General features: G+C 64.2%; 24 protein-coding genes and 1 pseudogene. 11 read left to right on the forward strand and 14 right to left on the reverse strand.

Features of this window, described 5'->3' with window-relative positions; all coding sequences use genetic code 11:
• Window positions 1-2: 2 nt before the first annotated feature.
• Together ASE71_RS20570 and ASE71_RS20575 are read right to left on the reverse strand one after the other, a co-directional pair.
• Complete coding sequence (locus tag ASE71_RS20570; protein WP_060515986.1) at window positions 3-1283, reverse strand: SDR family oxidoreductase; 1281 nt, start codon at window positions 1281-1283, stop codon at window positions 3-5.
• A 150-nt stretch (window positions 1284-1433) separates the two neighbouring features.
• A complete protein-coding gene (locus tag ASE71_RS20575) occupies window positions 1434-2453 on the reverse strand; it encodes a hypothetical protein (protein ID WP_156400685.1) in 1020 nt (339 codons plus the stop codon).
• Window positions 2454-2801: 348 nt separating this feature from the next.
• On the opposite strand from ASE71_RS20575, the gene nthA reads away from it, so the two are divergent.
• From nthA to ASE71_RS20590, 3 genes are read left to right on the forward strand one after another with little or no spacing between them, the layout of a single operon-like run.
• The gene (gene nthA / locus ASE71_RS20580; RefSeq protein ID WP_060515988.1) at window positions 2802-3440 is read left to right on the forward strand and encodes a nitrile hydratase subunit alpha; all 639 of its coding nucleotides are present in this window, start codon (window positions 2802-2804) and stop codon (window positions 3438-3440) included.
• Window positions 3437-4096, forward strand: coding sequence for a nitrile hydratase subunit beta (nthB, locus tag ASE71_RS20585; protein ID WP_034792719.1), 660 nt, complete (start codon window positions 3437-3439; stop codon window positions 4094-4096). Before nthA ends, nthB begins: the two co-directional genes overlap by 4 nt.
• The gene (locus ASE71_RS20590; RefSeq protein ID WP_090294265.1) at window positions 4065-4454 is read left to right on the forward strand and encodes a nitrile hydratase accessory protein; all 390 of its coding nucleotides are present in this window, start codon (window positions 4065-4067) and stop codon (window positions 4452-4454) included. Before nthB ends, ASE71_RS20590 begins: the two co-directional genes overlap by 32 nt.
• A gap of 54 nt (window positions 4455-4508) precedes the next feature.
• Here ASE71_RS20590 and ASE71_RS20595 read toward each other — a convergent pair whose 3' ends face one another.
• The 3 genes from ASE71_RS20595 to ASE71_RS20605 all read right to left on the reverse strand — a co-directional run bounded on the left by ASE71_RS20595 (window position 4509) and on the right by ASE71_RS20605 (window position 7797).
• Window positions 4509-5978, reverse strand: coding sequence for a lytic transglycosylase F (locus ASE71_RS20595; RefSeq protein WP_060515989.1), 1470 nt, complete (start codon window positions 5976-5978; stop codon window positions 4509-4511).
• Between the two features lie 200 nt (window positions 5979-6178).
• Window positions 6179-7072 (reverse strand): SDR family oxidoreductase, encoded by an 894-nt coding sequence (locus ASE71_RS20600; RefSeq protein WP_060515990.1) that lies wholly within the window; start codon window positions 7070-7072, stop codon window positions 6179-6181.
• A 71-nt stretch (window positions 7073-7143) separates the two neighbouring features.
• On the reverse strand, window positions 7144-7797 hold the full coding sequence (locus ASE71_RS20605; RefSeq protein WP_060515991.1) for an O-methyltransferase: 654 nt from the start codon (window positions 7795-7797) through the stop codon (window positions 7144-7146).
• Window positions 7798-7887: 90 nt separating this feature from the next.
• Here ASE71_RS20605 and ASE71_RS20610 point away from each other — a divergent pair, with 90 nt between their 5' ends.
• Window positions 7888-8523: a TetR family transcriptional regulator gene (locus tag ASE71_RS20610; protein WP_060515992.1), complete on the forward strand. Its 636-nt coding sequence runs from the start codon at window positions 7888-7890 to the stop codon at window positions 8521-8523.
• A 145-nt stretch (window positions 8524-8668) separates the two neighbouring features.
• Here ASE71_RS20610 and ASE71_RS20615 read toward each other — a convergent pair whose 3' ends face one another.
• From ASE71_RS20615 to ASE71_RS20630, 4 genes are all read right to left on the reverse strand, one after another.
• Window positions 8669-9502 (reverse strand): anti-sigma factor family protein, encoded by an 834-nt coding sequence (locus tag ASE71_RS20615; protein WP_060515993.1) that lies wholly within the window; start codon window positions 9500-9502, stop codon window positions 8669-8671.
• Entirely contained in the window at window positions 9499-10050 is a 552-nt protein-coding gene (locus ASE71_RS20620) for an RNA polymerase sigma factor (protein ID WP_060515994.1), read from the reverse strand. Before ASE71_RS20620 ends, ASE71_RS20615 begins: the two co-directional genes overlap by 4 nt.
• Entirely contained in the window at window positions 10034-10411 is a 378-nt protein-coding gene (locus ASE71_RS20625; protein ID WP_034792736.1) for a lipoprotein, read from the reverse strand. Before ASE71_RS20625 ends, ASE71_RS20620 begins: the two co-directional genes overlap by 17 nt.
• 256 nt (window positions 10412-10667) lie before the next feature.
• Window positions 10668-11651, reverse strand: a complete 984-nt coding sequence (locus ASE71_RS20630; protein ID WP_060515995.1) for a quinone oxidoreductase family protein — start codon at window positions 11649-11651, stop codon at window positions 10668-10670.
• Window positions 11652-11748: 97 nt separating this feature from the next.
• Here ASE71_RS20630 and ASE71_RS20635 point away from each other — a divergent pair, with 97 nt between their 5' ends.
• Window positions 11749-12639, forward strand: a complete 891-nt coding sequence (locus ASE71_RS20635) for a LysR family transcriptional regulator (RefSeq protein WP_060516177.1) — start codon at window positions 11749-11751, stop codon at window positions 12637-12639.
• Between the two features lie 38 nt (window positions 12640-12677).
• Here ASE71_RS20635 and ASE71_RS20640 read toward each other — a convergent pair whose 3' ends face one another.
• Together ASE71_RS20640 and ASE71_RS20645 are read right to left on the reverse strand one after the other, a co-directional pair.
• A complete protein-coding gene (locus ASE71_RS20640) occupies window positions 12678-13100 on the reverse strand; it encodes a hypothetical protein (protein WP_060515996.1) in 423 nt (140 codons plus the stop codon).
• A gap of 46 nt (window positions 13101-13146) precedes the next feature.
• Window positions 13147-14235, reverse strand: a complete 1089-nt coding sequence (locus tag ASE71_RS20645; RefSeq protein WP_060515997.1) for an AbrB family transcriptional regulator — start codon at window positions 14233-14235, stop codon at window positions 13147-13149.
• Window positions 14236-14638: 403 nt separating this feature from the next.
• On the opposite strand from ASE71_RS20645, the gene ASE71_RS20650 reads away from it, so the two are divergent.
• Together ASE71_RS20650 and ASE71_RS20655 are read left to right on the forward strand one after the other, a co-directional pair.
• Window positions 14639-15766 (forward strand): ATP-dependent DNA helicase, encoded by a 1128-nt coding sequence (locus tag ASE71_RS20650; protein ID WP_060515998.1) that lies wholly within the window; start codon window positions 14639-14641, stop codon window positions 15764-15766.
• Window positions 15767-15791: 25 nt separating this feature from the next.
• Window positions 15792-16150, forward strand: a pseudogene (locus tag ASE71_RS20655) (VOC family protein).
• A 20-nt stretch (window positions 16151-16170) separates the two neighbouring features.
• Here the strand turns inward: ASE71_RS20655 and ASE71_RS20660 are convergent.
• The 3 genes from ASE71_RS20660 to ASE71_RS20670 all read right to left on the reverse strand — a co-directional run bounded on the left by ASE71_RS20660 (window position 16171) and on the right by ASE71_RS20670 (window position 19283).
• Window positions 16171-16845 (reverse strand): hypothetical protein, encoded by a 675-nt coding sequence (locus ASE71_RS20660; RefSeq protein ID WP_060515999.1) that lies wholly within the window; start codon window positions 16843-16845, stop codon window positions 16171-16173.
• 253 nt (window positions 16846-17098) lie between these two features.
• Entirely contained in the window at window positions 17099-17773 is a 675-nt protein-coding gene (locus tag ASE71_RS20665; protein ID WP_060516000.1) for a MerR family transcriptional regulator, read from the reverse strand.
• A 397-nt stretch (window positions 17774-18170) separates the two neighbouring features.
• Entirely contained in the window at window positions 18171-19283 is a 1113-nt protein-coding gene (locus ASE71_RS20670) for a hypothetical protein (protein WP_060516001.1), read from the reverse strand.
• 473 nt (window positions 19284-19756) lie between these two features.
• Between ASE71_RS20670 and ASE71_RS20675 the strand changes: the two genes are divergently transcribed.
• The 4 genes from ASE71_RS20675 (at window position 19757) to ASE71_RS20685 (ending at window position 22466) form a co-directional block, all read left to right on the forward strand.
• Window positions 19757-20509 carry a pyridoxine 5'-phosphate synthase gene (locus ASE71_RS20675; RefSeq protein ID WP_060516002.1) on the forward strand — a complete coding sequence of 251 codons (753 nt, stop codon included), beginning with the start codon at window positions 19757-19759 and terminating at the stop codon, window positions 20507-20509.
• Between the two features lie 11 nt (window positions 20510-20520).
• Window positions 20521-20751 carry a phosphoglycerate mutase family protein gene (locus ASE71_RS37375; protein ID WP_274533424.1) on the forward strand — a complete coding sequence of 77 codons (231 nt, stop codon included), beginning with the start codon at window positions 20521-20523 and terminating at the stop codon, window positions 20749-20751.
• A complete protein-coding gene (locus ASE71_RS20680) occupies window positions 20697-21152 on the forward strand; it encodes a histidine phosphatase family protein (protein ID WP_274533425.1) in 456 nt (151 codons plus the stop codon). Before ASE71_RS37375 ends, ASE71_RS20680 begins: the two co-directional genes overlap by 55 nt.
• Before the next feature lie 99 nt (window positions 21153-21251).
• Window positions 21252-22466, forward strand: a complete 1215-nt coding sequence (locus ASE71_RS20685; RefSeq protein WP_060516003.1) for a multidrug effflux MFS transporter — start codon at window positions 21252-21254, stop codon at window positions 22464-22466.
• The last annotated feature ends 27 nt before the right edge of the window (window positions 22467-22493 follow it).

Below are 22493 nucleotides of genomic sequence, written 5' to 3' on the forward strand. Positions count from 1 at the left end.
CATCAGCGTTCATCCAGTATGGTCAGCGTCGCCAGCGTGAGAAGCAGCGACGGCAGCACCTTGACGAGCGGCCCGAGCGGATCGGCCCAAAGTTGGGGTTCGACGAGGGTAGCGGAGGCGAGATAGGCGACCGACAGTGCGAGCATGCCGAAGAGCGCGCGCCTTGCCCACGGGCGCACCAGCACGGCGACGCCGAGCGCAATGTCGGCAAAGCAGGTGGCGAGCGTCAGCGCCGTTGCCGGGCCATGGCCAATAAACCGCAGGAAATGCTGCTGGGCCGCGTCGAGATCGAACAGCGGGATCACGCCCGAGAGCAGCCAGAAAAGCGACAGCCCGACGATCATCAGCGGCTTCAACAGATAGAGGCGGGCAAACCAGAGGTCCTGTACGCCGGATGGCGCAGCCGAAAGGCTTTGGCGCGCGGAAAGGAACGGGACCGCAGCGCGGGCGCCAACCTTGGCCGAAACACCGCCGGCCATGACCGACAGAGCGGTCGAGCGCAGCGGCGAGCGCCAGCCGAGCCGCCCGGCGAGGTCTGCAAGGAGGCCGACAGGCGCGGCAAGTGCCGGCGGCAGCGTGACGGTCCTTGCGGCCGAAAGGCCGAGCCATTGCCGGTGCAGCGCCACGAGTTCGGCGAGCGTCGGCGGTTCCTTGTGGCCGAGCACGACGTCGCAGCCTTCGGGCATCAGGCCGGCGACGGCGGCGCTGACGGCCTCGGCCACGTCGCTCAGGGCCACGGTCTCGACGCGGGCATCCGCATGGACGAGCGGCGTGACGAAGGGCAGGGCTGCGAGTGCGCGCAGAAGCGCCGAGCCGCCATGGGCGTTGCGACCGAGCACCAGCGCCGGCCGCAGGATGACATGCGCCACGCCGCTTGCCGCCAGTGCCTCGTCGGCGCGGAACTTGGTGGCGAGGAAGGCGCTGTCGCTGCCGGCACCGCCACGCGGTGCGGAAATCTGGACGATGCGGATGGGAGACGCCTTGGCTGCCGCATAGAGCGCCAGCATCGCTGTCTCCTGCGTCGCGGCAACATCATCGGCAAGGCCATCCTGCAGCGCGCCGGCGCAATTGACGATGACGTCATGGCGATCGATGAGCGGCTTCCAGTCGCTGGCGTCGCGCATGCGCGCAAGATCGGCCGCAAGCCATCGGGCCTCCGGCCGCTTCAACCGGGAGCGGGCTACATTGCGGCCAAGCCCGGTCACTGCGTGTCCGTCGCTTGCCAGTCGATCGAGGAGGGCCGAGCCGATGAAGCCGGTAGCGCCGAGAATCAGAACCTTCATGCCGTTATCTTACAGGGCAGCCGGTTAAGAGGGCGGGCAAAGATCGATTGCCTTTGCTGGCGTATGCCATGCGGGCCTGCGCTTCTTCGGTCACCGCGCGTGAAGCGCGCGCTGTGGGCGCAGCCAAGTCTGGTTGCTGCGAGGAGCCCTTCAAAGGATCTGAAGAACGATGAACCAGATGGTCGACAAGAGAAACGGCGGGATCGTTACGGCAAACCTCAATGCCCATTTCTGAAGCCACCATGGCCTGTTGAAGAGCTTATGTCCCAGAAACGGCTGGATGAGTCGCTGCCGAATGTAGGCGGGTGTTGCCGTTTCGCCAGAGGGCAATCCGATGGCTTCATCGATGCCGACGCGAATGCGGTTGCGTTCCGGCTCACTGAGTTCAAGCCGCGTGAGTTCTCGATCAAGCAGGATCGGTAGAGGGACCCCCTCAGCGATCACGGCAAGGGCGGGGTAGGGATGCCCGGCAAAAGCCTCCGGCGGCAAAGCGCTGCGGTCGCCCTGAGATCTGATGTAAAGCGGCGTCTGTTTCGGCGCCATCCGGGTGTAAGCGGTTTTGGTCGCGTGAGGCGCAAATGGGCTGCCTGGAATGTAGCGCAGAACACGCTTGCCGCTGACATCGACGATGACGGGTTTCAGCAGGTACCTCCGGCCGGCGGCGCGGCGGGCAAGCAGGATGGGTACCGCCTTCATCAGCATCGCGACACAGAACGACAGGAGGCTCACGCCGAGGATGAGCCGCAACGCCGATGTGCGAAGGCTGCTGCGATAGTCATGGGCAAGGCTGACATATTCCGGGCGGTCGGCCGCGATGGTGATGCTGCCCTGCCGGCAAGGCCCTGGTTCGCCAACGGAGCGACCCGCCAGCATTTGCTGATGGGGCCGCCCGTCATGGACAAAGCGAACTTCCATAGCGCACTGCAGACGTTCCTGCGGGCCGCTCTCCTCGGGAGCACAGTCGATGGCGCAGATCTCAGCACCGCTGATGAAAGTGGGGTTCCGGTTGATGAAATAGTCGCGCCTGATCACGTCGATCGGCAACACCAGCAGCCCGACGGCAATCGGCAGCGGCAGGATTGCTGACAGCAGGAAGAGGAAACCGAGGGAGAAGCCAGGGGCAACAACGCGGACTGCGCGGTTCGGGAATGCACGTTCGATTGATGTCATCATTCCTTGTCAGCCGCCCTCATGTCGCCCTTAAACCTTTCGCGCCTGCTGGCATCGGCCGACCCGAATCGCCATGCTGCAACGGAGCACAGCCCAGCTCCGGCGTGCGAGAGAGATGGCGGACATGATACATTCGGAGCTGCGTGGCAAATGATCGCCGGCAGTGACAGCCGGCTTGCTCGGTGGTCTGGTCCGAACCGCATCGGACCAGACTTGTTATGGTGACAATTGCGGGTACCCGCGGGCGTTGAAATCGATTTCGAATCCGGGGTTTATGCGCTACGACTTTATGAGGAGGCAGCGCCATCTTTGTGCCTGTGATGGCACGGCGTTGCGAGGAGCCAGGCAATGTCCGAACACCATCACGATCACCACAATCACGACCACCACCACGACAACCATTTCACCGACATGGAAGCGCGGGTGAAGGCGCTGGAGACGGTGCTGACGGAGAAGGGGCTGATCGATCCGGCGGCGATCGATGCCATCGTCGAGACCTACGAGACGAAGATCGGGCCGCGCAACGGCGCGCGCGTGGTGGCAAAGGCCTGGGTGGATCCCGAGTTCGCCGAATGGCTGAAGCGGGATGCGACCGAGGCGATCGCCAGCCTCAGTTACACCGGCCGGCAGGGCGAGCATATGCGCGCCGTATTCAACACCACTGACACCCATAACCTCGTCGTCTGCACGCTCTGTTCCTGTTACCCGTGGTCGGTGCTCGGTCTGCCGCCGGTCTGGTACAAGGCGCCGCCCTATCGTTCGCGCGCCGTCATCGATCCGCGCGGTGTGCTCCAGGAATTCGGCCTGACGCTTGCCGAGACGACGCGCATTCGCGTTTGGGATTCGACGGCGGAACTGCGTTATCTCGTGATCCCCGAGCGCCCGGCAGGGACGGAAGGGTTCAGCGAGGACGAGCTTGCTGCCCTCGTCAGCCGCGATGCGATGATCGGCACGGGCCTGGCACTTTCTGCGGAGGTGCTTCGATGAACGGTCCACACGATCTCGGCGGCGCCCACGGCCTCGGCCCGGTGGCGCCTGAAAAGGACGAGCCCTACTTCCATGCGGAGTGGGAAAAGCGGGCGCTCGGCGTCACGCTTTCCTGCGGCGCCTTTGGCGCCTGGACGATCGACGAAAGCCGGCATGCGCGCGAAAACTTGGCCCCGGCGACCTATCTCTCGGCGAGCTATTACGAGATCTGGACGCGGGCGCTCGAAACCCTGTTGAAGCGCCACGGCTTCGTAACCCAGGCCGAACTCGACGGCGGCCACAGGCTGGAACAGGGTGCGGCGCCGAAACGGGTGCTGAAGGCCGACATGGTGGCGGGCGTGCTCGCCAAAGGCGGCCCCTGCGATCGTCCGGTCGAGGGGCGCCCACGCTTTGCCGCCGGCGACCGTGTGCGCACGAAAAACTTCAATCCGGAGACCCATACGCGCCTGCCACGCTATGCCCGTGCCAAGCTCGGCCGGGTCGAGGCGGTGCAGGGCTCTTTCGTCTTTCCTGACGACAACGCCCATGGCCGCGGCGAAAATCCACAATGGGTCTACACGGTCGTTTTCGATGGGCCGGAGATCTGGGGCGAGGGCGCCGACCCGACGCTGACCGTCTCGATCGATGCCTGGGAGAGCTATCTTGAGCACGTGTAAGGTGACATCGCCGCTGATTGCCTCGGCCGAACTGCCGAAGTCACCGGAGGGCGATCCGGTCTTTGCCGAGCCCTGGCAGGCGAACGCCTTCGCCATGACCGTGCGCCTGCACGAAAAGGGTGTGTTCTCCTGGCCCGAATGGGCAGAAGCGCTTTCGGCCGAACTTTACAAACCCGGCCGCAAGGCCGATGCCAGCGACTACTACGACTGCTGGGTGGCCGCACTCTCGCGCCTCGTCACGGAGCTTTCGCTCGCCTCCGGTCGAGAACTGGAAGACCTGACGCTGAGCTGGCAGCGCGCGGCGGAGGCAACGCCGCATGGGCAACCGATCGTGATCGAGAACGATCCGCTGCGGTGAGGCGGCCTGCCGGTTCCATCATATGGCAACTCGGTGCGCTGCAAAGGCATCGCATCATTGCGGTGACTGTGCGGCGCTCTCGGCCCTGCGAGCTTCCAGATCGGTGAAGAGTGAGTAGGCGACATAATATTTGTAGATGTTGCCGACATACTGCACGGTCTCGCGGCCGATCACCTTCGCCGCCCCGTTCTCGACATTGCCGAACCAGATGTTCGGATCGAGCCCCATTTCATTGGTGATACGGCGGATCTTGCGCAGGTTTCCGGGGCCGGCATTGTAGGCGGCGAAAGCAAGCAATGTCCGGTTGACGGGATCGAGGCCCGGCTCATTGAGATAGGTGGTGATCAGATAGCGCATGTATTTGGCGCCGGCTTCGATGTTGCGGTTCGGATCCTTTTCTACGCCGTTAATGCCGACCGACTTGTCGGCGGCCGTTGTCGGCAGCAATTGCATGATGCCAACGGCGCCGCGCGGGCTGCGCTTGCTCTGGTCGAGTTGCGATTCCTGATAGCCCTGCGCGGCAAGCAGCAGCATGTTGAAGTCGTAGGTGGTGGCGTGTGTCTCGAAGAAGCCACGCAGGGTGCGATACTTTTCAAGCTCGGAGCGCTCGTAGGCGGCACGCACCATCTTCTCGCTCTGGTAATAGCGCTTCTTCAGAACGTTGCCGAAGGCGGTACCGACCTTGTGGGTCTTGATGAAGGCATTCAAGGTGGCCGCGAGCTTCGGGCTGTCCCTGCGGATGGCCCAAGCGATCTCGCCTTCCGCAGCAATGGCGATATCCTCATGCAGAACGACGCGATCGAACACGGTTGCCCATATGCGCGCCTTGTGATCATCGACGACGCACCAGGGAAGAAGGCCAGCATTGACCATCTCCATCAGGTCCTCGTCTTCCAGGTTTTCGTCGATCGGCCGGATATCGATCCCGGTATTGCCGGATGCCTTCAGGCGGGCGTTCAGCGCGCCGAGGTGTTCGAAGTAGCTGCTGCTCTGCCGCGCAAACACCGTCTTTCCGCCGAGGTCGTCAAGCGTTGCGATCGACTGGGCCGACGGACCCGTCACTAGTATTTCGTTGACGCCCGTTGCCAGCGGATCGGTAAAGTCGACGACCTCCTTGCGCGAGGACGTGATCGTCAGGTTGGCGGCAACGATGTCGCCGCGTCCCTCGACAAGGGCCGGAAGCAACAGATCCCGGCTGGTTGGCACATAGACGACCTTGATCCTGTCGATCTCCTTTTTCTGGTCCTTGTTGAGTTCCTCTGCGAGCGCATTGCCGGTCTCCACCGCTGTGCCCAATTGCTCGCCGCGGTCGATGAAGTAGATCGTCTTGCTGAAGGGGACGAGAATGCGGATCAGGCGGCGTTGCTGCATGCCGTCGAAATCGCCAGTCCAGGCGCGGTAGCCGGGTGTCTGCTCCTGGGCCCGAGAGTTGCCGGGCGAAAGGCCTGCAAGACCTAGGGCGGAAAGGATAAAAAAGGCGCGCGCCAATTCGACCCGCGCGACGACAGCGAGAAGCGTGAACATTGCCCAGACCCCCAAAGTTGCTCTCTAGTCGGCCACAGCCAAAGTTGCCACGCTCTGGCCCAGACTGGATGAATTGAGATTACGCTCCCTGCAACCGTAAACAAGCAGTTTGGAATATGTGGCATTCGGTGGCTGCAGTCGTGCACGGACACTGTCGCGGCGCGGGAACTGCCGAGACGTCATCGGCAGGGACGTGTTTGTCAGGTGCCGTAGTAGGTTGCCTGATCCAGATCGGTGAGCAGGTCAGGCCCAACAGGTTTCCACCCGAGCAAGGCTCGCGTCCGGGCGCTGGACGCGGCCATGTTGCCGCCGGCCATGCCGGCAAACCAGCCGAAATGCGCGGGCGGGCGGGCTTCGACCGGCAGGCCGAGATTTCGGCCGATGATCTCGGCGATCTGTCGGAACGGGATCTTTTCGTCCGCCACAGCGTGGTAGACGCACTCGCTCGTGCCGCTTTCAAGCGCAAGCCGATAGACCCGTGCTGCATCATCCCGGTAGACGCCCGACCAGCAATTGGCGCCATCATCCAGATACGCCGAAACGCCCGTCTGGCGCGCAAGACGCACGAGGATGGGGACGAAGCCATAGTCACCCACGCCGTGAACCGAAGGCGCGAGCCGGACCGTTGCCGCCCGAATGCCGCGCTCGGCAAGGGCACGGGCAGCGGCTTCGGATTTGCGCGGCACGGCGGCATTGGGCCGATCGGTTTCCGTGGCACCGAGCGGCAGCCCGGCGAGACCCGAGGTTACGAGTAGCGGCCGATCCGATCCGGCGAGACCCTCACCCAGAAGCGCGATGACGCGCTGATCCTCGGCCGCACTTTCCAGGAAACTGGAAAAGTCCTGGTCGAGCGGGCCATGGACGAAGTCATGCCTGAAGGCCGTGTGAATGACGGCATCGGCTTGCCCTGCGGCCCGCTGCAGGACCGCCGCGGACTCAAGCCCGCCTTCGACGACCGAAGCCCCGGTTGCGGCGAGGGTTGCGGCCTTTTCCCTGGAGCGTGCCAGGCCGGACACGCTGTGCCCCGCCGCGATCAGGTCCTTGACCACGGCCGACCCGACCCAGCCGGTCGCGCCCGTTACGAATACATGCATTGCAGTTCTCCTTGATGTGGTGCCCTTGCGTGGGCGTAAGCGCCGGCGCTCAACCGAAACGATGGCGCCGATCAGGCGAGGCGCATCGTCACTTCGATGTCCTCGGCAAACGGTGTCGACAGGTAGGTGCCGGGGGCCGAACGGATGTAGTCGAGATATTCCGGGCAACTGTCGGCGTCGTCGGCGATGATCAGGGCGCCTGGACGCAGGCGAGGCTCGATCAGCTTGAAGACGTCGAGATAGATCGGTTTTGCCCCGTCGAGCAGCACCAGATCGATCGCGTCGGGAAGGTCGGTGAAAGTCGTCAGCGCGTCACCCTGCCGGATCTCGACGAGATCCTCGAGACCGGCTGCCGTGAGGTTCTGTCCGGACCGCGCCACCTTCGCCGGTTCGAATTCGCTGGTGATCAGCTCGCCGCCGCCGTTGTCGCGCAGCGCCGCTGCGAGAAAGAGCGTCGAAATGCCGAAGGACGTTCCGAACTCGACGATCCGGCGGGCGCGGCTTGCGCAGGCGAGCATGTAGAGGAGGTTGCCGGTCTCACGCGAAACCGGAAGCCACAGATCCTTCAAGAGCCCGTAGAGCTGCAGATATTCGGTCTTGCTGTGCAGCAATCGTTCGCGTTCGCTTGCGGGCAGTTGCGCGACTGCGGGGCTGGTCGCGGCATCGGCCTCGTCGAACAGGCGGTCGAGAAGGCCCTTGAGAGGCTGGCTGGTGAGCGTGGTCATCGGATGTTCCTTCGTTTTCGATGGGCTTGCGTTCACGAGGAAAATACGAATAATTCGTCGCATTCGCTAATCGCATTGCGGACGGTGCCAATGCCCAACAGATCAAGTGCCCGTATTTCTTCACGAAAAGCGCCCAAGCAGGCGCGTTCGAACGAGCTGGTAAAGGCCATTCTCCAGGCTGCTGTTCAGGTTTTGGAGGAGGAGGGAGCGCAGCGATTTACCACGGCCCGCGTCGCGGAACGGGCGGGCGTCAGCGTCGGGTCGCTGTACCAGTATTTTCCCAACAAGGGCGCGATCCTGTTCCGCCTGCAAAGCGACGAATGGCGGCAGACGTCGGGGCTGCTGGCGACGATCCTCAGTGACGGGTCGCGGTCGCCGCTCGATCGGCTGCGGTCGCTGGTTCACGCCTTCCTGCGCTCGGAATGCGAGGAAGCGGCCGTTCGGGTTGCCCTGGGCGACGCGGCACCCCTTTATCGCGATGCGCCCGAAGCCCGGGAAGCCAAGGAGGCCAACGATCCGCTCATCGACCAGTTCATGATCGAGCTTCTTCCGAACGCACCCACCGACCTCAGGGAACTTGCCGGTGACCTGATCATGACGACGATGACGACGGTGGGGAAGGATTTTTCGGGAACGGCGCGCAGCGATGCGGAGATCGAGGCCTATGCGGATGCGATGGCCGACATGTTCTCGGCCTATCTCGTGGCGAAGGGCGCCGGCACCTGATGCGTCCCGAAAATTGTGAGCGTCCCGGCGATTTTGAGCGCAGGGCGTCTCGGGTCACGCGGGGTGAGACGAATGTGCGGGCTCGACTGTAACTCTTTGAAATACCTTGCCAACAAAGCCTGATCGGCGTTGGCTGGGTTACCCCTCAGCTCTTCGTCGCCTCGCTCTTTTCGAACTGCCGGTAGCATTCATCCGCCACCTGCTGCAGCAGATCGCGCGGCACCTCGCCGGTGACGGCGTAGCCGAGCGGGCCGTCGATCCAGTAGAAGGTCTCGACGCCGTCGTTCTCGTCGATGCGGAAGCTGGTTTCGCGGTTGTCGTCGTTGCGGCCGAGCAGCACCGTCAGCCGTCGGCCGGTGCCATCCTCATACATGAACATCGCGCCTGCCTTGCCGTTGACCGGCAGCAGCCGGCCGCCGACCAGCGAGAAGCCGAGCGAGGAGAGATCAGGGATCGAGAGCGGATGATCGAGGCGCTTGCCAAGCCAGGTGGCGAGATGGGTCTGGTCGTCGGCGCCGACCTCGACGGCATGGCGCACTTCGCTCGCATAGACCAGGAAGGCCGATTGCGCCTGGCGCGGCAGGCTGTCGGCCGTCTGCGTCGGCCGGGGGCTTTGCTCGGGTGAGAGCAAGGAGGGCGCGTAAAAGCCGGTGAGGCCGCCGGCCGCAAAGAGCACCAGGCCGGCGGCGACGGCGCGGGCGATGCTGGCAAACGATCGGGTGTCCTTGCCGGGATCCGGTTGCAAGCGTTCGCTGCCGTTGCTCAGAAGCAGAGCCCGGTCATCGGCGTCGCTGCGGGCATAGCCGGCAAAGAGCGCGCGCAACTCGACCGCCTGCGCCCGCCATTGCCGGACCTCTTCGGCCTGCGTGGGGTTTTGCTCGAGCCATTGCTCGATCCGCAACCGCTCGCGCGGGCCAAGGGCGCCGTCGACATAGGCGTGCAGGTCGTCTTCGGAGACGGTGTTGTGGCCTTCCGTCATTTCGGTCTCCGCATGCTGATCACATTGTCGTCCTTCATGGCTTCTGCAAGCTGGCGCCGCGCGCGCGACAGGCGCGACATCACGGTGCCCATCGGTATGGCCATCATCTCGGCCACGTCCTGGTAGCGGTATCCTTCGATCACCACGAGCATCAGCACCGAGCGGTTCTCCGTGGAGAGCCCGTTCAGCGCCCGTTCAAGCCGCGAGCGCTCCAGCGGGTCGCTCTCGTGGGTCTCGGCCTCAAGGCCCAGGTCCTCGTCCAGCGCCACCTGCGGGTGCATCGCCACATAGCGGTGCCGGTTGCGGCCGAGATTGGTCATGATGGTGAAGGCCCAGGCGCGCAGGTTCACGCCGCGCCACTGCGCGCGGCGCGAAAGCACCTTCTCCACGCAATCCTGCAACAGGTCCTCGCCATCCGGGTCCGAGCGCACCAGGCTGCGGGCATAGCGCCGCAGTGCCGGCACCAGGGCCAGCACATCCTCTTCGAACCGGTCGGAGGCGGGGGGTGCCCCCGCATCCTCGTTGCCGCCGTTACGGCTTGGCGACATTCCATTCGCCCTTCTTCATGCCGTCGCCGGTCATGTCACCCATCTTCTTGTCCTTGATGAAGAAGTAGAGCGGCATACCGTCCTTGGCCCATTGCTTCTTGCCGTCCTTGCGCTCGACGACCGTATAGGCACCATCTGCCTTGGCGCTGGCTTCCGCGAAGAAGGGCGGCCAGTTCTTGGCGCAATCATCGTAGCACATGGACACGCCGCCATGATCGTCCTTGTAGGTGTACAGCGTCATGCCGTTTTCTCCGGCCAGCACCTTGCCCTTGGCGGTCTCGACTTCCTTGACCGGCGGCGCGGCGAAAGCCGTAACGCTGGCCGCAAGCAGCATGGCGATCGTCAGTGGAAACGTTCTCATGGCAGTTGTCCTTCCTCAAGATGGTTTTCCTGTCCGGAAACGGGCGAAAAGCCTCCTCGTCCCGTTTCCGCGGGAGCCGCATGGTGCAGATCCAACCGTAAGACACGGCAAGCACAGGATTTATTCCCGGAGAACTGGCGGAAGTTTCGGTTCGGTTCTTGCAGGTCGGCCACAGGACGCAACCGGCCGCGCGACGTTCATCGCGCGGCCGACGAGAGGGGGAATAGGGCGCTGACCAGTTGGAGGCGACAGCCGTTCAGGGCAGCAGGACCACGGATCCGGTCGTCCGCCGGGCCTCCAGGTCTTCGTGAGCCCTGCGGGCGTCGTGAAGCGGATAGGTGGTGATGGCTGGGGCACGAACGACACCTGCCTGCATGGCGCCGAACAACTCTCGCGCCGCCGCTTCGTACTCGCCTCGCTCGGCAGTGTAGTGGGCGATCGAGGGACGAGTGACATAGAGCGAGCCCTTGGCCGAGAGCGAGGCGACGTCGAGCGGGGGAACCGGACCGGAGGAGGCGCCGAAGGAAACCAGCGTGCCGCGCGGGCGCAGGCAGTCGAGCGACCTGGCGAAGGTGTCGGCGCCAACGGAATCATAGACGACGCCGACACCCTTGCCGCCGGTGATTTCGCCGACGCGGACCCGGAAATCCTCCTGGCTGTAGAGGATGACATGATGGCAGCCATTGGCCCGGGCGATTTCGGCTTTCTCTGTGGAGCTGACGGTGCCGATGACAGTCGCGCCGATGTGGCTCAGCCACTGGCAGGCAATCGAGCCGACACCGCCGGCCGCCGCATGGAAGAGCACCGTGTCGCCGGGCTTCACCTCGATGCAGCGACGGATCAGGTATTCGACGGTCAGTCCCTTGAAGACGAGGGCTGCGACCTCTCGGCTGTCCAGTTCCTCCGGCAGCGCCAGCGCCCGGGCGGCGGGCAGGTTGCGGTGGGTGGCATAGGCGCCGGGCGGGCCGCCCACATAGGCGACGCGTGCGCCAATCGAAAAGCCTTCGACGCCTTCGCCAAGCGCGGTGATCACGCCGACGCCTTCGACGCCGATCCCGCTCGGCAGGGGCAGGGGTGCCGAACCCCGGCGGTGATAAATGTCGATGTAGTTCACGCCGATGGCGAGATGGCGGATCTGGATTTCGCCGCGCCCGGGCTCGCCCAGCGTCTCGGCCTTGAAGGCGAGCACCGACGGCTCGCCAAATTCGGAAAATCGAAAGGTATCGATGTTGGACGTCATGCTGGTTTCTCTCCGGATTTCAGAAGAAACTGCTTGATTTCCTGGCTTCGGTCGAGAAACCATTCCGCAATTCTGATTTCCAAAAATGGAAAGCGATATGGACTGGAACGATCTCAAATTCTTTCTTGCCGTTGCCAATGCGCGCTCGCTGACTGCGGCCTCCGTCAGGCTTGGTGTCAGCGCATCGACCGTGTCACGCCGGATCGAGGTGCTGGAGGCGGCGTTGCAGGTCAGGCTTTTCCGGCCGCACCGCGACGGTTACGACCTGACGCCGGCGGGCGAGGCGCTTTTGGCGCCGGCCGAGCGGGCCGAGGCGCAGATGCGGGTCTTCGAGCGGACGGCGCGGGAGAAGGACAACGACCTTGCCGGCCCGGTGCGCATCGACGTGCCTGAACTGTTGGGGCAGGAGGTCCTGTTGCCGGGCCTCGCCGGTTTCCTGCTGGAGCATCCGGAAATCCGCCTGGAGATGCATTCGAGCGTGCGCCCGGTGCGGCTTGCCGGCGAAGAGGCCGACATCGTTCTGCGCCTGGTGCGGCCGCAGCAGGGCAACTATCGCCAGCGCAGGCTCGGCCAACTCGCCTTCGGCCTTTATGCGATGCCTGGCTACATCGCGCGTCACGGCATGCCGAGCGCACCTGCCGACCTCTACCGCCACCGGCTGGTCGGCTGGAGCGAGGAGCTGAGCTACCTGATTATGGTCGCCTGGCTGGAAACCCTATGCCCCGGCCTGCAGCCGGCGATGCGCTTCTCCTCGCTCGGCGCGCAGATGGCGGCGGTGAAAAACGGGCTCGGCTTTGCCGTGCTTCCTGCCTTTGCGGCCGAGGCGGCAGGCTTCACGCGGCTGCTGCCGGAGGCGCCGCCATTGGCCCCGGATCTCTGGTTGCTGGTCCATGAACAATCGGCCGAACTGCCGCGCGTGCGGCTCACCAAGGAGGCGGTCTCCACCGTGATGGCGCGCTTCGCTGCGCGATTGGCGGAAAGCGCCTGAGGATTGCAGACGCTCTCGTGAGGGAGCAGCCGATGGTGCTAGTCGGCCGGTTTCCACGGGGCATCAGAACGGCGAGCGCCCTGGAAACCGGTCTCCACCCGTTGCAGAACCGTCTCGTCGTCCGTGGTGATTTCGTAAAACGTGCCGTCGATGGCGCGAATGACGATCCAGGGGCTGTTCGGGGTGCCCGGCAGGAAACCGGTAAACTCTCCCCAGATGATCTGGAGAACGTCTTGCGCAGCGGCGGCCAGGTGCCGGCCCTCGATCATGCTCCCGGACTGGGCCCAACTCTCCAGAACGTCGCCGCCGGGGCCGGTGGCATCGAACCATTGATAACCTGCGTCGACGGCGGAAACTCTCCACGACGCTCTCAGTGTGCGGGGTGCGAGGCGCTGCAGGATGTCGCGCAGGTCGAAGGGAAGCGCGGCTTCCGGAGGTCCATAGATTCTGAGCGTCTTCACGAGTGTTCTCCCGGCAGCGCATTGGAAACGTGCCGGGCCAACATCGTCAAGCCCGGTCGGCGACGAAGCGGGCGAGCGCCGGCCCGATCATGGTGATGATCAGCAGGCGGGCGGTCTGCAGGGCCATGACGAAGGAGAGGTCGACATTGCTCGAGGCGGCAATGACGGCGATCGAGTCGAGGCCGCCGGGGCTGGTGGCGAGATAGGCGGTCAGCGGATCGATGCCGACCACCTTGATCAAAAGCAGGGCAAGCAGGCCGGAGAACGAGATCAGCACGACGATCGAGATGATCGTCGGCACCAGCGCGCGGCGGGCATGGATGAGGATCTGGCGGGTGAAGCCGAGGCCGATGTTCCAGCCGAGCATGGCAAAACAGATCGCCAGCAGCCATTGCGGCAGCGCGGTGGTCATGACGCCGGAGACGTTCAGCACGGCGCCGAGAAGGAAGGGCAGCAGGAAGGCACCGGCGGGCACGCGCAGGAAGCGGCCGGCGAGCGCTGCGCCAAGCCCGACGGCGATTGTCTCGAGGAAAAGCAGGCCGTCGATCGGTGCGAACCAGTGGGTGGTCTGCTCGGCTTCGGCGCCGGTGACCCACATATGCGCAACCACGGTCGCGGTGCTGGCGACGAAGATCACGCGCAGATACTGCATGAAGGCGACGAGGCGTGCATCGGCCCCATAGGCGTCAGCCATCAGCAGCATGGTCGAGGCGGCGCCTGCCGACGATCCCCAGATCGCGGTTGTGCCCGGCAGGATGCGCATGCGGGTGATGACCCAGCCGCAGAGCGTGCTGACGGCGATGACCGAGAGGATGACGGCGAGAAACAGCGGCCAGTTGCCGGAGAAGGTGGCGAGCATACCCGGCGTCATGGCACCGGCAATCATCATCGCCAGGATGAACTGCACGCAGAAGAACAGCTGGCGCGGCAGGCGTATCGTGCCACCATTCATGCCGACGAGCACGGCGGCCAGCATCGGGCCCATGAGCAGCCCGGCCGGAAGGCCGATGAATTCGAAAAACGAGGCAAGGACGATGGAGACCGCAAGCAGCAGGCTCCATTGCAGCCAGGGCGCGAACCGTCCGAGGCCGACCTTGTCCGGGGTGGGCGGCGCAGCTGGCTTGTCGGTTTTCACGGGCACTCTCCGGCATGACCCGGAAAGGCGGGAACGGCCACCGGGGCCGGCCTTGACGGGCTTTGAGCGATGGTCTTCGCCAGCAGAAGCGCGGGCGCCATCACGTCACGCTCGTTAGCAACAATGCGGCGTTGCATTCAAGGGGCAGAGCAAGAAAGTGCCACAGGATCGACCACGGGCAATGCGAGCACCGTGCGGGCAGGAGGCGAAATGAGAAAAAAACGTGAACAAATTCCACCGGGCGTAAGCCGCGCCGGAAGGAGTCGTGACGAGGCGTGGCCTTGATTTTACGGGGTAATTTTGCGCGCGGCGGTGACGCTCGCGAAGCTGGCGGCTCCTGGTCCTCCGGTGGGGCCGCAATTCCGGGCTTGCGTGTGCGGCCCGAATCCTGACACTCAGCCTCATGCAATTCGCACCGCAACAGGACGAGGCCCTGAAGGCCGTTTCGCAATGGCTGAAAGAGGGTCGCTCGCCGCTCTTTAGGCTGTTCGGCTATGCCGGTACCGGCAAGACGACGCTGGCCCGGCATTTTGCCGAGCATGTCGAAGGCGACGTGCTGTTTGCCGCCTTTACCGGCAAGGCGGCGCAGGTGCTGCGCTCCAAGGGCGCGAGCAACGCCAAGACCATCCACTCGCTGATCTACCGGCCGCGCGGCGAAGAGGAGGTTTCCGATGAGGAAACCGGCAAGACCTCGATCGCGCCGATGTTTGCGATCAACCGCCAGAGCCCGGTCGCCAAGGCGGCGCTGATCATCGTCGACGAATGCTCGATGGTGGACGAGGCACTCGGCAAGGACCTGATGAGCTTCGGCACGCCGATCCTGGTGCTTGGCGACCCCGGCCAGCTGCCGCCGGTTACGGGCGGCGGCTATTTCACCAATCAGGAGCCGGACTACCTGCTGACGGACATTCACCGCCAGGCGCGCGACAATCCGATCATCCAGCTCGCCATGCAGGTGCGCGAAGGCAAGGAGATCATGCATGGCGACTATGGCACCACGCATGTGATCGGTCGCTCTCAGGTGAACCAGGAACTGGTGCTCGAAGCCGACCAGGTGCTGGTCGGCACCAACAAGACCCGCCGGCGCTACAACCAGCGCCTGCGCGAACTGAAAGGCTTCACCAGCGAGTATCCGCAATCGGGCGACAAGCTCGTGTGCCTCCGGAACGACCCGGCCAAGGGCCTGCTCAACGGCTCGCTGTGGCAGGTGATGAGCTCGTCGAAGGAAACGGTGAAGCCGGGCATCAACCTGATGATCCGGCCTGAAGACGACGACATGGATCGGGGTGCCGCCAAGATCAAGCTGTTGAAGGCGGCCTTCGAGGATGTCGAGGGCGAGATCCCCTGGACGACGCGCAAGCGCTACGACGAGTTCGACTACGGCTACGCGCTGACGGTGCACAAGGCGCAGGGCTCGCAGTGGAACAATGTCGTGCTGTTCGACGAAAGCTGGGCCTTCCGCGATACCCGCGAGCGCTGGCTCTATACCGCGATCACTCGCGCTGCGGAGCGGCTGACCATCGTTCGCTAGACCGCGCTGCCGGAAGGATGCGGACGTGCCGATCAACAGGATCATTCTCTACGCCCATGACGCGGAAGCGACGGTTCGCTTCTACGAAAAGCACTTCGGCTTTCAGGCATCGCGCGAGGCGGGCGACCGGATCGTCGAGCTGATCCCGCAAGACGGTGGCGCCAGCCTGATGGTCCATCCGACCGCCAAGGGCAGTGGAAAGGCCAATCCCTCATCAAGCTGGTGTTCGATGTCAGGGATGTCGAAGCCTTCAGCCGAGGGTGCGCTCAGGAAGGGCTGGTATTCGGGGCCATCCATCAGGCCGATGGCTATCAGTTCGCCAATGCGAAGGACCCATCAGGCAATCCGATCTCGATATCGAGCCGCGCCTTCCGCAAGATCTGAGGTGCAGCCGTCTTGAGCTGTTACCGCTTCGTTGCCATCCAAATCATATGGCGGGCGCCGCCGCGTTTGCCGTTGGCGCGCACGTTCACCTCGTCGGTGGCAAAGCCGACTTCGCGCAGGCGGTGGGTGAAGGCGCTGTCGGGTGCCGACGACCAGACGGAAAGCACGCCGCCAGCCCGAAGGGCGGCTTGCGCGGCGCGAAGGCCGGTGTGGCTGTAGAGGCTGTCGTTGGAGGGACGCGTCAGGCCATCCGGGCCATTGTCGACATCGAGCAGGATGGCGTCGTAGGCGGCCTTCTTCGAGCGGATCAGCGCGCCGACATCGCCGACATGGATATCGACGCGGGGATCGTCGAGTGTGCCCTTGTGCAGATCGGCCATGGGGCCGCGCGCCCAGTCGACGACGGCCGGAACCAGTTCGGCGACGGTCACGCGGGCATCGCCTGGCAGCACGGCAAGGGCCGCGCGCAAGGTAAAGCCCATGCCCAGGCCGCCGATCAGCATGCTCAGGTTCTTGCCGCCGGCGATGCGCTCATGGGCGAGCGTCGCCAGCGCTTCTTCCGAGCCGCTCAACCGGCTGTTCATCAGCTCGTTCGAGCCGAGCATGATCGAGAATTCCTGCCCGCGCTGCTTCAGGCGCAGCTCGTCGCCGTCACCGGGAATGGTTGCGCGGTCCAGCTCTATCCAGGGAAGCATCGGGGTCTCTCGTCCGTATTTGTTCAGGCGCCCTCGTAACACGTGCGGGATAATGGCGACACCGCAATGTCTGCCGTTCAAGAGAATTGTGCCGCGTGGACCTGCAAACTGTTCGGCGCGCCTTACTGTGGCAGGCCTGCGGGCAGGGGCTGCAGCAGAGCGTCGTGACCTAGGCGAGGCGCAACGCGACCTCGTCCTCTTCACGCACGAGGATGCGGACGGCAAGGCATCGGGGGCGGCTGCCGTGTTCTCGCTATTCCGCCGAGATCATGCCTGAAAGCACCGCCTTGGCGATCGCCTGGAAGCGGTTGTTGGCGCCGAACTTGCGGATGATGCCGGCTTCAAGGGTAAGCGCTGCCGCCACGTCCATATCCATTAGCCCGGCGATGCGCGCCGCCGGATAGCCGTCGGCCATGAAGGTCAGGCACTCGCTTTCGATCGGCGAGAGATGGACATGGCCGTCCTCATCGGTGGCTTCGCCTCCGTCGGTGGTTTCGAGCAGCTCGGTGATGCGCTGCATCTGCCGGCGCAGGTTTGCCTGCTGGGCGGCAAGCTCACGCCGTCGGGCAAGCAGGGCGTCGCGAAACAGCTTGTCGGCTTCGGCCTGCTCCTCGGTGCCCGCAAGTCCGGTCAGCAGTTCCAGGATGGTCGAGATCGGCATGTCGATCTCGCGGCAGGCGTTGATGACGGCCATGCGGCGAATGTGATCTTCGTTGTAGACCCGCATCGGCCCCATGCGGGCGGCGGTCAGGAGCCCCTTTTCCTCGTAGAAGTGCAGCGTGCGATGGGTGACGCCGAAAGCGTCGGCCATGTCGGCGATCGCCAGCGGCGTCGTGGGGTCGTGGTGGGGAAGCGGCAGGTCGGGTAGAAAGCCGACACGATCGGGCGTGGCCAGCACGCCCTCGAATTTCCAGTGGTCTCGCGGCATGTCGAAGGTCCCCGGTCTACAGCCTGCGCGTCTTTCGACGCGCTGTTTCTGCAATTTCCTGAATCGAGACCGACCCAGGGGTGCGCGCAATCCGCGTCCGGAAGCGGTGGCGATCGCCGGGTCTCAAAGGTGCGGACGGATCCGCGCGGTGAGGCACTCGTTGATCGTCAACGACAATACCTGCTGCTCGGTTGGGGCACCTCCGCGCACCAGGCACGGTTTACTCAGGACATCGATGCTTGCCTGACGAGCACCCAGGCACCCATTCCCAACGCATGCGTGTACCGTATACGCGAATCGCTAATATGACCAGTCCCAGTATGGCAGGCGAATGTGGCGGACCGGGGGTCGCAGCCGCTTCATGCGGACCGGCCTTTGCCCGCCCCGCCGGGCAGGCTCAGTGTCCGATGACCTTGAGCGGGCTGTTGGCGCTGAGGATGAACAGCGGCTCGTCGCCGCGCAGCGGCGAGAGTTTCTGCTGGCAGGACCAGGCGGTCTCGAAGGTGTCGCGGGTGAGGTGCTTGCGATAGCGCTGGGTGGCGGCCATGCAGCCCATCAGCGGGCTTTCGATCTGCTCTTCGCGGGCGTGATTATAGATCTCGCCATCGAGCGAAAACAGTTCGGCGGCGAGCGACATGCTCTCGAAAAGCAGGTCAGGCTCGGTCTCGAGCCGCTTCCAGGTGATGAAGTCCTGGCGCATCGGCACGTTCTCGCCGTCATGGGAGAGGGTGACGCGAATGCCCTGGGCCGGTGCGTCGTACCAGGTCACCTGGACTGTGAAGGAAAGTGCTGAGTTGCGCGAGACCGGTCGGCCGGTGTCGCCATCGGTGGCGCGCGCCAGCGTCTTGTGGCGCTGGGCGGCAAGCCGCAGCGCCGTGGCGAAGGCCTTCGCATCGCTGTTTTCGGCGCCGCTGAGCTTCACGGTAACGGCGGGCAGCACCCGCTCGGTTGCGTGGCGGGCGTTGAAGAGCTTGGCCTGGGCGTCGAGGTCCAGCGTCATTTCCTGCGACGGCATCGGGGCAAAGAGCAACAGCGGCAGGACGCTCAGAACGGAGAGCGGCGAGGAGAGCGGGGCCGGCGGCCAGGCGGGGCGATGCCCGGCAAAGCGCCGCTTGGCCGGCTTCGGTTGACGCGGCGCGGGGGCGGCAGTTTCGGCCACTTCCGTCCGCGCGTGGCGGTATTCCGGAACGTAGGTTCCCTTGGGAATGGCAATGCGCCATTCCTCGTCGGCGCCGTCGCCCTCGTAGAAGGCCTTGAGCAGCTTGCGCAGCTTGCCGGCATGCACGCGCACCAGCGGGTCGCTATCGGCGTTGAAGGCCTGTGGCCGGTCGAAGACGTCGATGGCGATAGAGTACCCCTTGAGCTGATGGCCTTCGCCGATCATCTCCTTTTCGACGACATAGGCGAGGAACGCCCGCAAGCGCTCGGAGCGCGCGAAAGCCTTGCTTTCGAGGATGCGACGGAGCGTCCGCCGTATCGTCTCATCGCAGGGTCTTTCGACCGTCGTCATCGGTGCTTGCTCCAGGGTCATGTGATCTAAAAATCTATGAAGGCGATCGCGGCGTAGGCCAGGGCCATTCGATCTGATTCGGAAATTTAAGGCCAAAAGAAGTGGTTGTCAGGGGTGATAGACGCCAAATTTGAGTTTTTTCTGAAATAAACGTAAAAATTGCGTCCTCAATCCCTGTGACAGATCGTAGCGGTGCTCGCTCGCCCAGTGCCGGCGTGCCGGCGGCCCGAAGGTTTCGTTCCGGTGATTGAGCTTTCCTGCATATTAGAGAGATCGATTGTCAAGATTTGATCAAGACAAGGCGGGCAAACGCACTGCGCGCCATTGACGCGGATATTGCATTGGTACTCCTTGGAATTGCTGCATAATCCCGACCTCAAACCGTTTCTGCTTTCGTTAAATATGCAGTAGAACATTGCATCCACATTGCCCGCATCGGGCCGTGAGCGGCCCCGCCTCTGGAAAGTTCAGACATGCCTGCAAAACTGTCCGTGAATCTGAATGCCGTCGCAATGCTTCGCAACCGGCGCGATCTACCCTGGCCCTCCGTCACCGCACTCGGGCGCATTGCGCTCGAAGCCGGCGCCGCCGGCCTGACGGTGCATCCCCGGCCGGATCAGCGCCATGTCCGCTTTTCCGACCTGCAGCCGATCCGCGACCTGATCGACGGCGCATTCCCGGAGACGGAATTCAACATGGAAGGCTACCCGAACGAGGAGTTTCTCGGTCTCGTCGAAGCGCACCGGCCGGAACAGGTGACGCTGGTGCCCGACGATCCGGCGCAGGCGACCTCCGACCACGGCTGGGATTTCCGCAAGAACCACAATCTGCTTGGCCATGTGGTCGGCCGGCTGAAGAAGAAGGGTTTTCGCGTTTCGCTGTTTGCCGATGGCGACGAGGACATGGAGGCGCTGCGCATCGCCAAGGAAACGGGTGCGGACCGCATCGAACTCTACACCGGCCCCTATGGCGGCTGCTATGACGATCCGGAAAAGGCCGAGAAGATCGCCGGCGAGCTTGGCCGCACGGCGGCGATGGCGGCCGAGCTCGGTCTCGACGTCAATGCCGGCCACGACCTGACTGTCGCCAACCTGCCGCTGCTTGCCAGGCACATTCCGAACCTTGCCGAAGTGTCGATCGGCCACGGCCTGACCGCCGATGCGCTGGAATACGGCATGGCCGAGACCGTGCGCCGCTTCCGTCGCGCCTGCGGGCAGGAGGTCTGAGGCGCCTTCGCATGAAGGAACTCTTCGTCGTCACCCACACGCAATCCGTCCACCATGTCGAGGGCAGGGTGGGCGGCTGGTACGATACCGGCCTGAGCGAGCGCGGCCGAAAGGATGCGGCGGCCACGGCCGAGCGTCTTGCGACCCTTGTCGGCGGAGGCAGGTCGAGATCTTCAGCTCCGACCTTTTGCGCACTGCTGAAACGGCGGCGGCGATCGCCGCGCGCCTTGCCGCGCCCGTGACGGAAACCGCCGCTCTTCGCGAAATCAGCTATGGCGTGGCCGGCGGCAGGCCGCAGGCCTGGCTCGACGCGCGCTATACCGCGGCGCCGGACGACAATCGGCTGGATCATGATTGCGGTATCGACGGCGCGGAAACCCGCCGCGACGTGGCGCTTCGGGTCTACCCTTGCGTCGAGGCCATCGTCGGCAGGCCCTGTCCGACGCAGATCATCGTCACCCACGGTTTCACGCTGACGCTGGTGATGGCGGCCTGGATGAAGGTTCCGATCGAGGCCGCCGGCTTCTTGAGCTTCCCGGCGAAATCCGGAAGCATCACCCATCTGCGCGAGGATGATTTTTTCAGGAATCGCGCCGTCGTCCGCCTGGCGGATGCCGCGCATCTGGCAAATGAGACGCCGTAACATCCTGAAAATACTCAGGGCAACGCAGGCGCGAACGCAATGCAATCTGCAACGGGGGCTGCTATAGAGTAAGCCCGTCCTCTCGCCCATCTCCGGCCCATGATCATTCAGACCAGTTTTCGCGAGCGCATCGTTCTCTATGCGCTTCTGACATCGCTGACCTCGATCAGCATCGACGCGCTGTTGCCGGGTCTGCGCCAGATCGGCGCCGACGTCGGCGTCGCGCCGCCGCTTTCCACCCAGCATGTGATTTCGCTGTTCATTCTCGGCATGGCGTTCGGCGAACTGCTGCTCGGGCCGCTTTCCGATGCGATGGGGCGGAAGAGGGCGCTGGTCCTGGGCCTTGGCGTCTATGCGCTCGGAACGGTCATCGCCATGGTGGCGAACTCGCTCGAAATGGTCATCCTCGGCCGGTTTCTTCAGGGTGTCGGTGTCTCCGGGCCGAAGATCGCGACGAGGGCGATGATCCGCGACCAGTTCGAGGGTGACGCCATGGCCCGCGTCATGTCGTTCATGTTCACGTTGTTCATTCTGGTGCCGATGCTGGCGCCGACACTGGCGCAGGGGATCATCACTGTAGCCGGCTGGCGGAGCATCTTTGCCGTCTATCTCGCGGCGGCGGGCGTTCTCGGCCTGTGGCTGGTGATGCGGCAGCCAGAAACATTGCCGACCGACAAACGCATTCCCTTTCGCCTGGGGCTGCTCGTATCGAACGGGCGGCGCATCCTGTCGCATCGGCGGGTGACGTTGCTGATCGTCGCGACCGGGCTCGTCTTCGGCGCGCAGCTTCTCTATCTGAGCACGGCCGCCGACCTCTTCTTCGACGCCTACGGAATCGGTGAGACCTTCCCGCTCTATTTTGCCATGCTGGCGACGGGCATCGGGCTTGCCTCGTTCCTCAATGCCAAGCTCGTGCAGCGCTTCGGTGCGGAGGCGATGGCGCGCCGGGGTTTTGTGGGCCTGGCCGCGGCAGGGCTGGCGATGCTTGCGGCATCGCTCTATTGGGGCGGGCGGCCGCCGCTTGCGATGCTGCTGGTGCTTGGTTTTGCCGCCTTCTTTGCGGTCGGCGTGCTGTTCGGCAATCTCAACGCCATGGCCATGCGTTCGCTCGGGCAGGTGGCCGGGCTCGGCGCATCGCTGATCGCCTCCGGCTCCAGCCTCGTGGCGACGGTGTTTTCGATCGCGGTGGGCGCCTTCTACGATGGCACGACACTTAACCTTTCGGCCGGCTTCTTTCTCGCCGGTGTCGGCGCGCTTGTTCTGGCCGAGCTTGCGCTGAGGGCCGATGCTTCGCCGGTGGAGGCCTTCCGGTAGGCGACGGCAAAAGCTGCCAAGCCCGCG

This window comes from Ensifer sp. Root954 (genome assembly GCF_001429005.1).
Taxonomy (GTDB): Bacteria; Pseudomonadota; Alphaproteobacteria; order Rhizobiales; family Rhizobiaceae; genus Ensifer; species Ensifer adhaerens.

What these genes read in the sequence shown, in the direction of transcription:
- ASE71_RS20675 (WP_060516002.1), top strand. Translation starts at nt 19,757, where the DNA reads ATGCCTGCAAAACTGTCCGTGAATCTGAATGCCGTCGCAATGCTTCGC.
- ASE71_RS20670 (WP_060516001.1), bottom strand. Translation starts at nt 19,283, where the DNA reads ATGACGACGGTCGAAAGACCCTGCGATGAGACGATACGGCGGACGCTC.
- ASE71_RS20630 (WP_060515995.1), bottom strand. Translation starts at nt 11,651, where the DNA reads ATGACGTCCAACATCGATACCTTTCGATTTTCCGAATTTGGCGAGCCG.
- ASE71_RS20665 (WP_060516000.1), bottom strand. Translation starts at nt 17,773, where the DNA reads ATGCCGCGAGACCACTGGAAATTCGAGGGCGTGCTGGCCACGCCCGAT.
- nthA (WP_060515988.1), top strand. Translation starts at nt 2,802, where the DNA reads ATGTCCGAACACCATCACGATCACCACAATCACGACCACCACCACGAC.
- ASE71_RS20685 (WP_060516003.1), top strand. Translation starts at nt 21,252, where the DNA reads ATGATCATTCAGACCAGTTTTCGCGAGCGCATCGTTCTCTATGCGCTT.
- ASE71_RS20650 (WP_060515998.1), top strand. Translation starts at nt 14,639, where the DNA reads ATGCAATTCGCACCGCAACAGGACGAGGCCCTGAAGGCCGTTTCGCAA.
- nthB (WP_034792719.1), top strand. Translation starts at nt 3,437, where the DNA reads ATGAACGGTCCACACGATCTCGGCGGCGCCCACGGCCTCGGCCCGGTG.
- ASE71_RS20605 (WP_060515991.1), bottom strand. Translation starts at nt 7,797, where the DNA reads ATGACCACGCTCACCAGCCAGCCTCTCAAGGGCCTTCTCGACCGCCTG.
- ASE71_RS20610 (WP_060515992.1), top strand. Translation starts at nt 7,888, where the DNA reads ATGCCCAACAGATCAAGTGCCCGTATTTCTTCACGAAAAGCGCCCAAG.
- ASE71_RS20595 (WP_060515989.1), bottom strand. Translation starts at nt 5,978, where the DNA reads ATGTTCACGCTTCTCGCTGTCGTCGCGCGGGTCGAATTGGCGCGCGCC.
- ASE71_RS20615 (WP_060515993.1), bottom strand. Translation starts at nt 9,502, where the DNA reads ATGACGGAAGGCCACAACACCGTCTCCGAAGACGACCTGCACGCCTAT.
- ASE71_RS20625 (WP_034792736.1), bottom strand. Translation starts at nt 10,411, where the DNA reads ATGAGAACGTTTCCACTGACGATCGCCATGCTGCTTGCGGCCAGCGTT.
- ASE71_RS37375 (WP_274533424.1), top strand. Translation starts at nt 20,521, where the DNA reads ATGAAGGAACTCTTCGTCGTCACCCACACGCAATCCGTCCACCATGTC.
- ASE71_RS20575 (WP_156400685.1), bottom strand. Translation starts at nt 2,453, where the DNA reads ATGACATCAATCGAACGTGCATTCCCGAACCGCGCAGTCCGCGTTGTT.
- ASE71_RS20635 (WP_060516177.1), top strand. Translation starts at nt 11,749, where the DNA reads ATGGACTGGAACGATCTCAAATTCTTTCTTGCCGTTGCCAATGCGCGC.
- ASE71_RS20660 (WP_060515999.1), bottom strand. Translation starts at nt 16,845, where the DNA reads ATGCTTCCCTGGATAGAGCTGGACCGCGCAACCATTCCCGGTGACGGC.
- ASE71_RS20570 (WP_060515986.1), bottom strand. Translation starts at nt 1,283, where the DNA reads ATGAAGGTTCTGATTCTCGGCGCTACCGGCTTCATCGGCTCGGCCCTC.
- ASE71_RS20600 (WP_060515990.1), bottom strand. Translation starts at nt 7,072, where the DNA reads ATGCATGTATTCGTAACGGGCGCGACCGGCTGGGTCGGGTCGGCCGTG.
- ASE71_RS20590 (WP_090294265.1), top strand. Translation starts at nt 4,065, where the DNA reads ATGCCTGGGAGAGCTATCTTGAGCACGTGTAAGGTGACATCGCCGCTG.
- ASE71_RS20620 (WP_060515994.1), bottom strand. Translation starts at nt 10,050, where the DNA reads ATGTCGCCAAGCCGTAACGGCGGCAACGAGGATGCGGGGGCACCCCCC.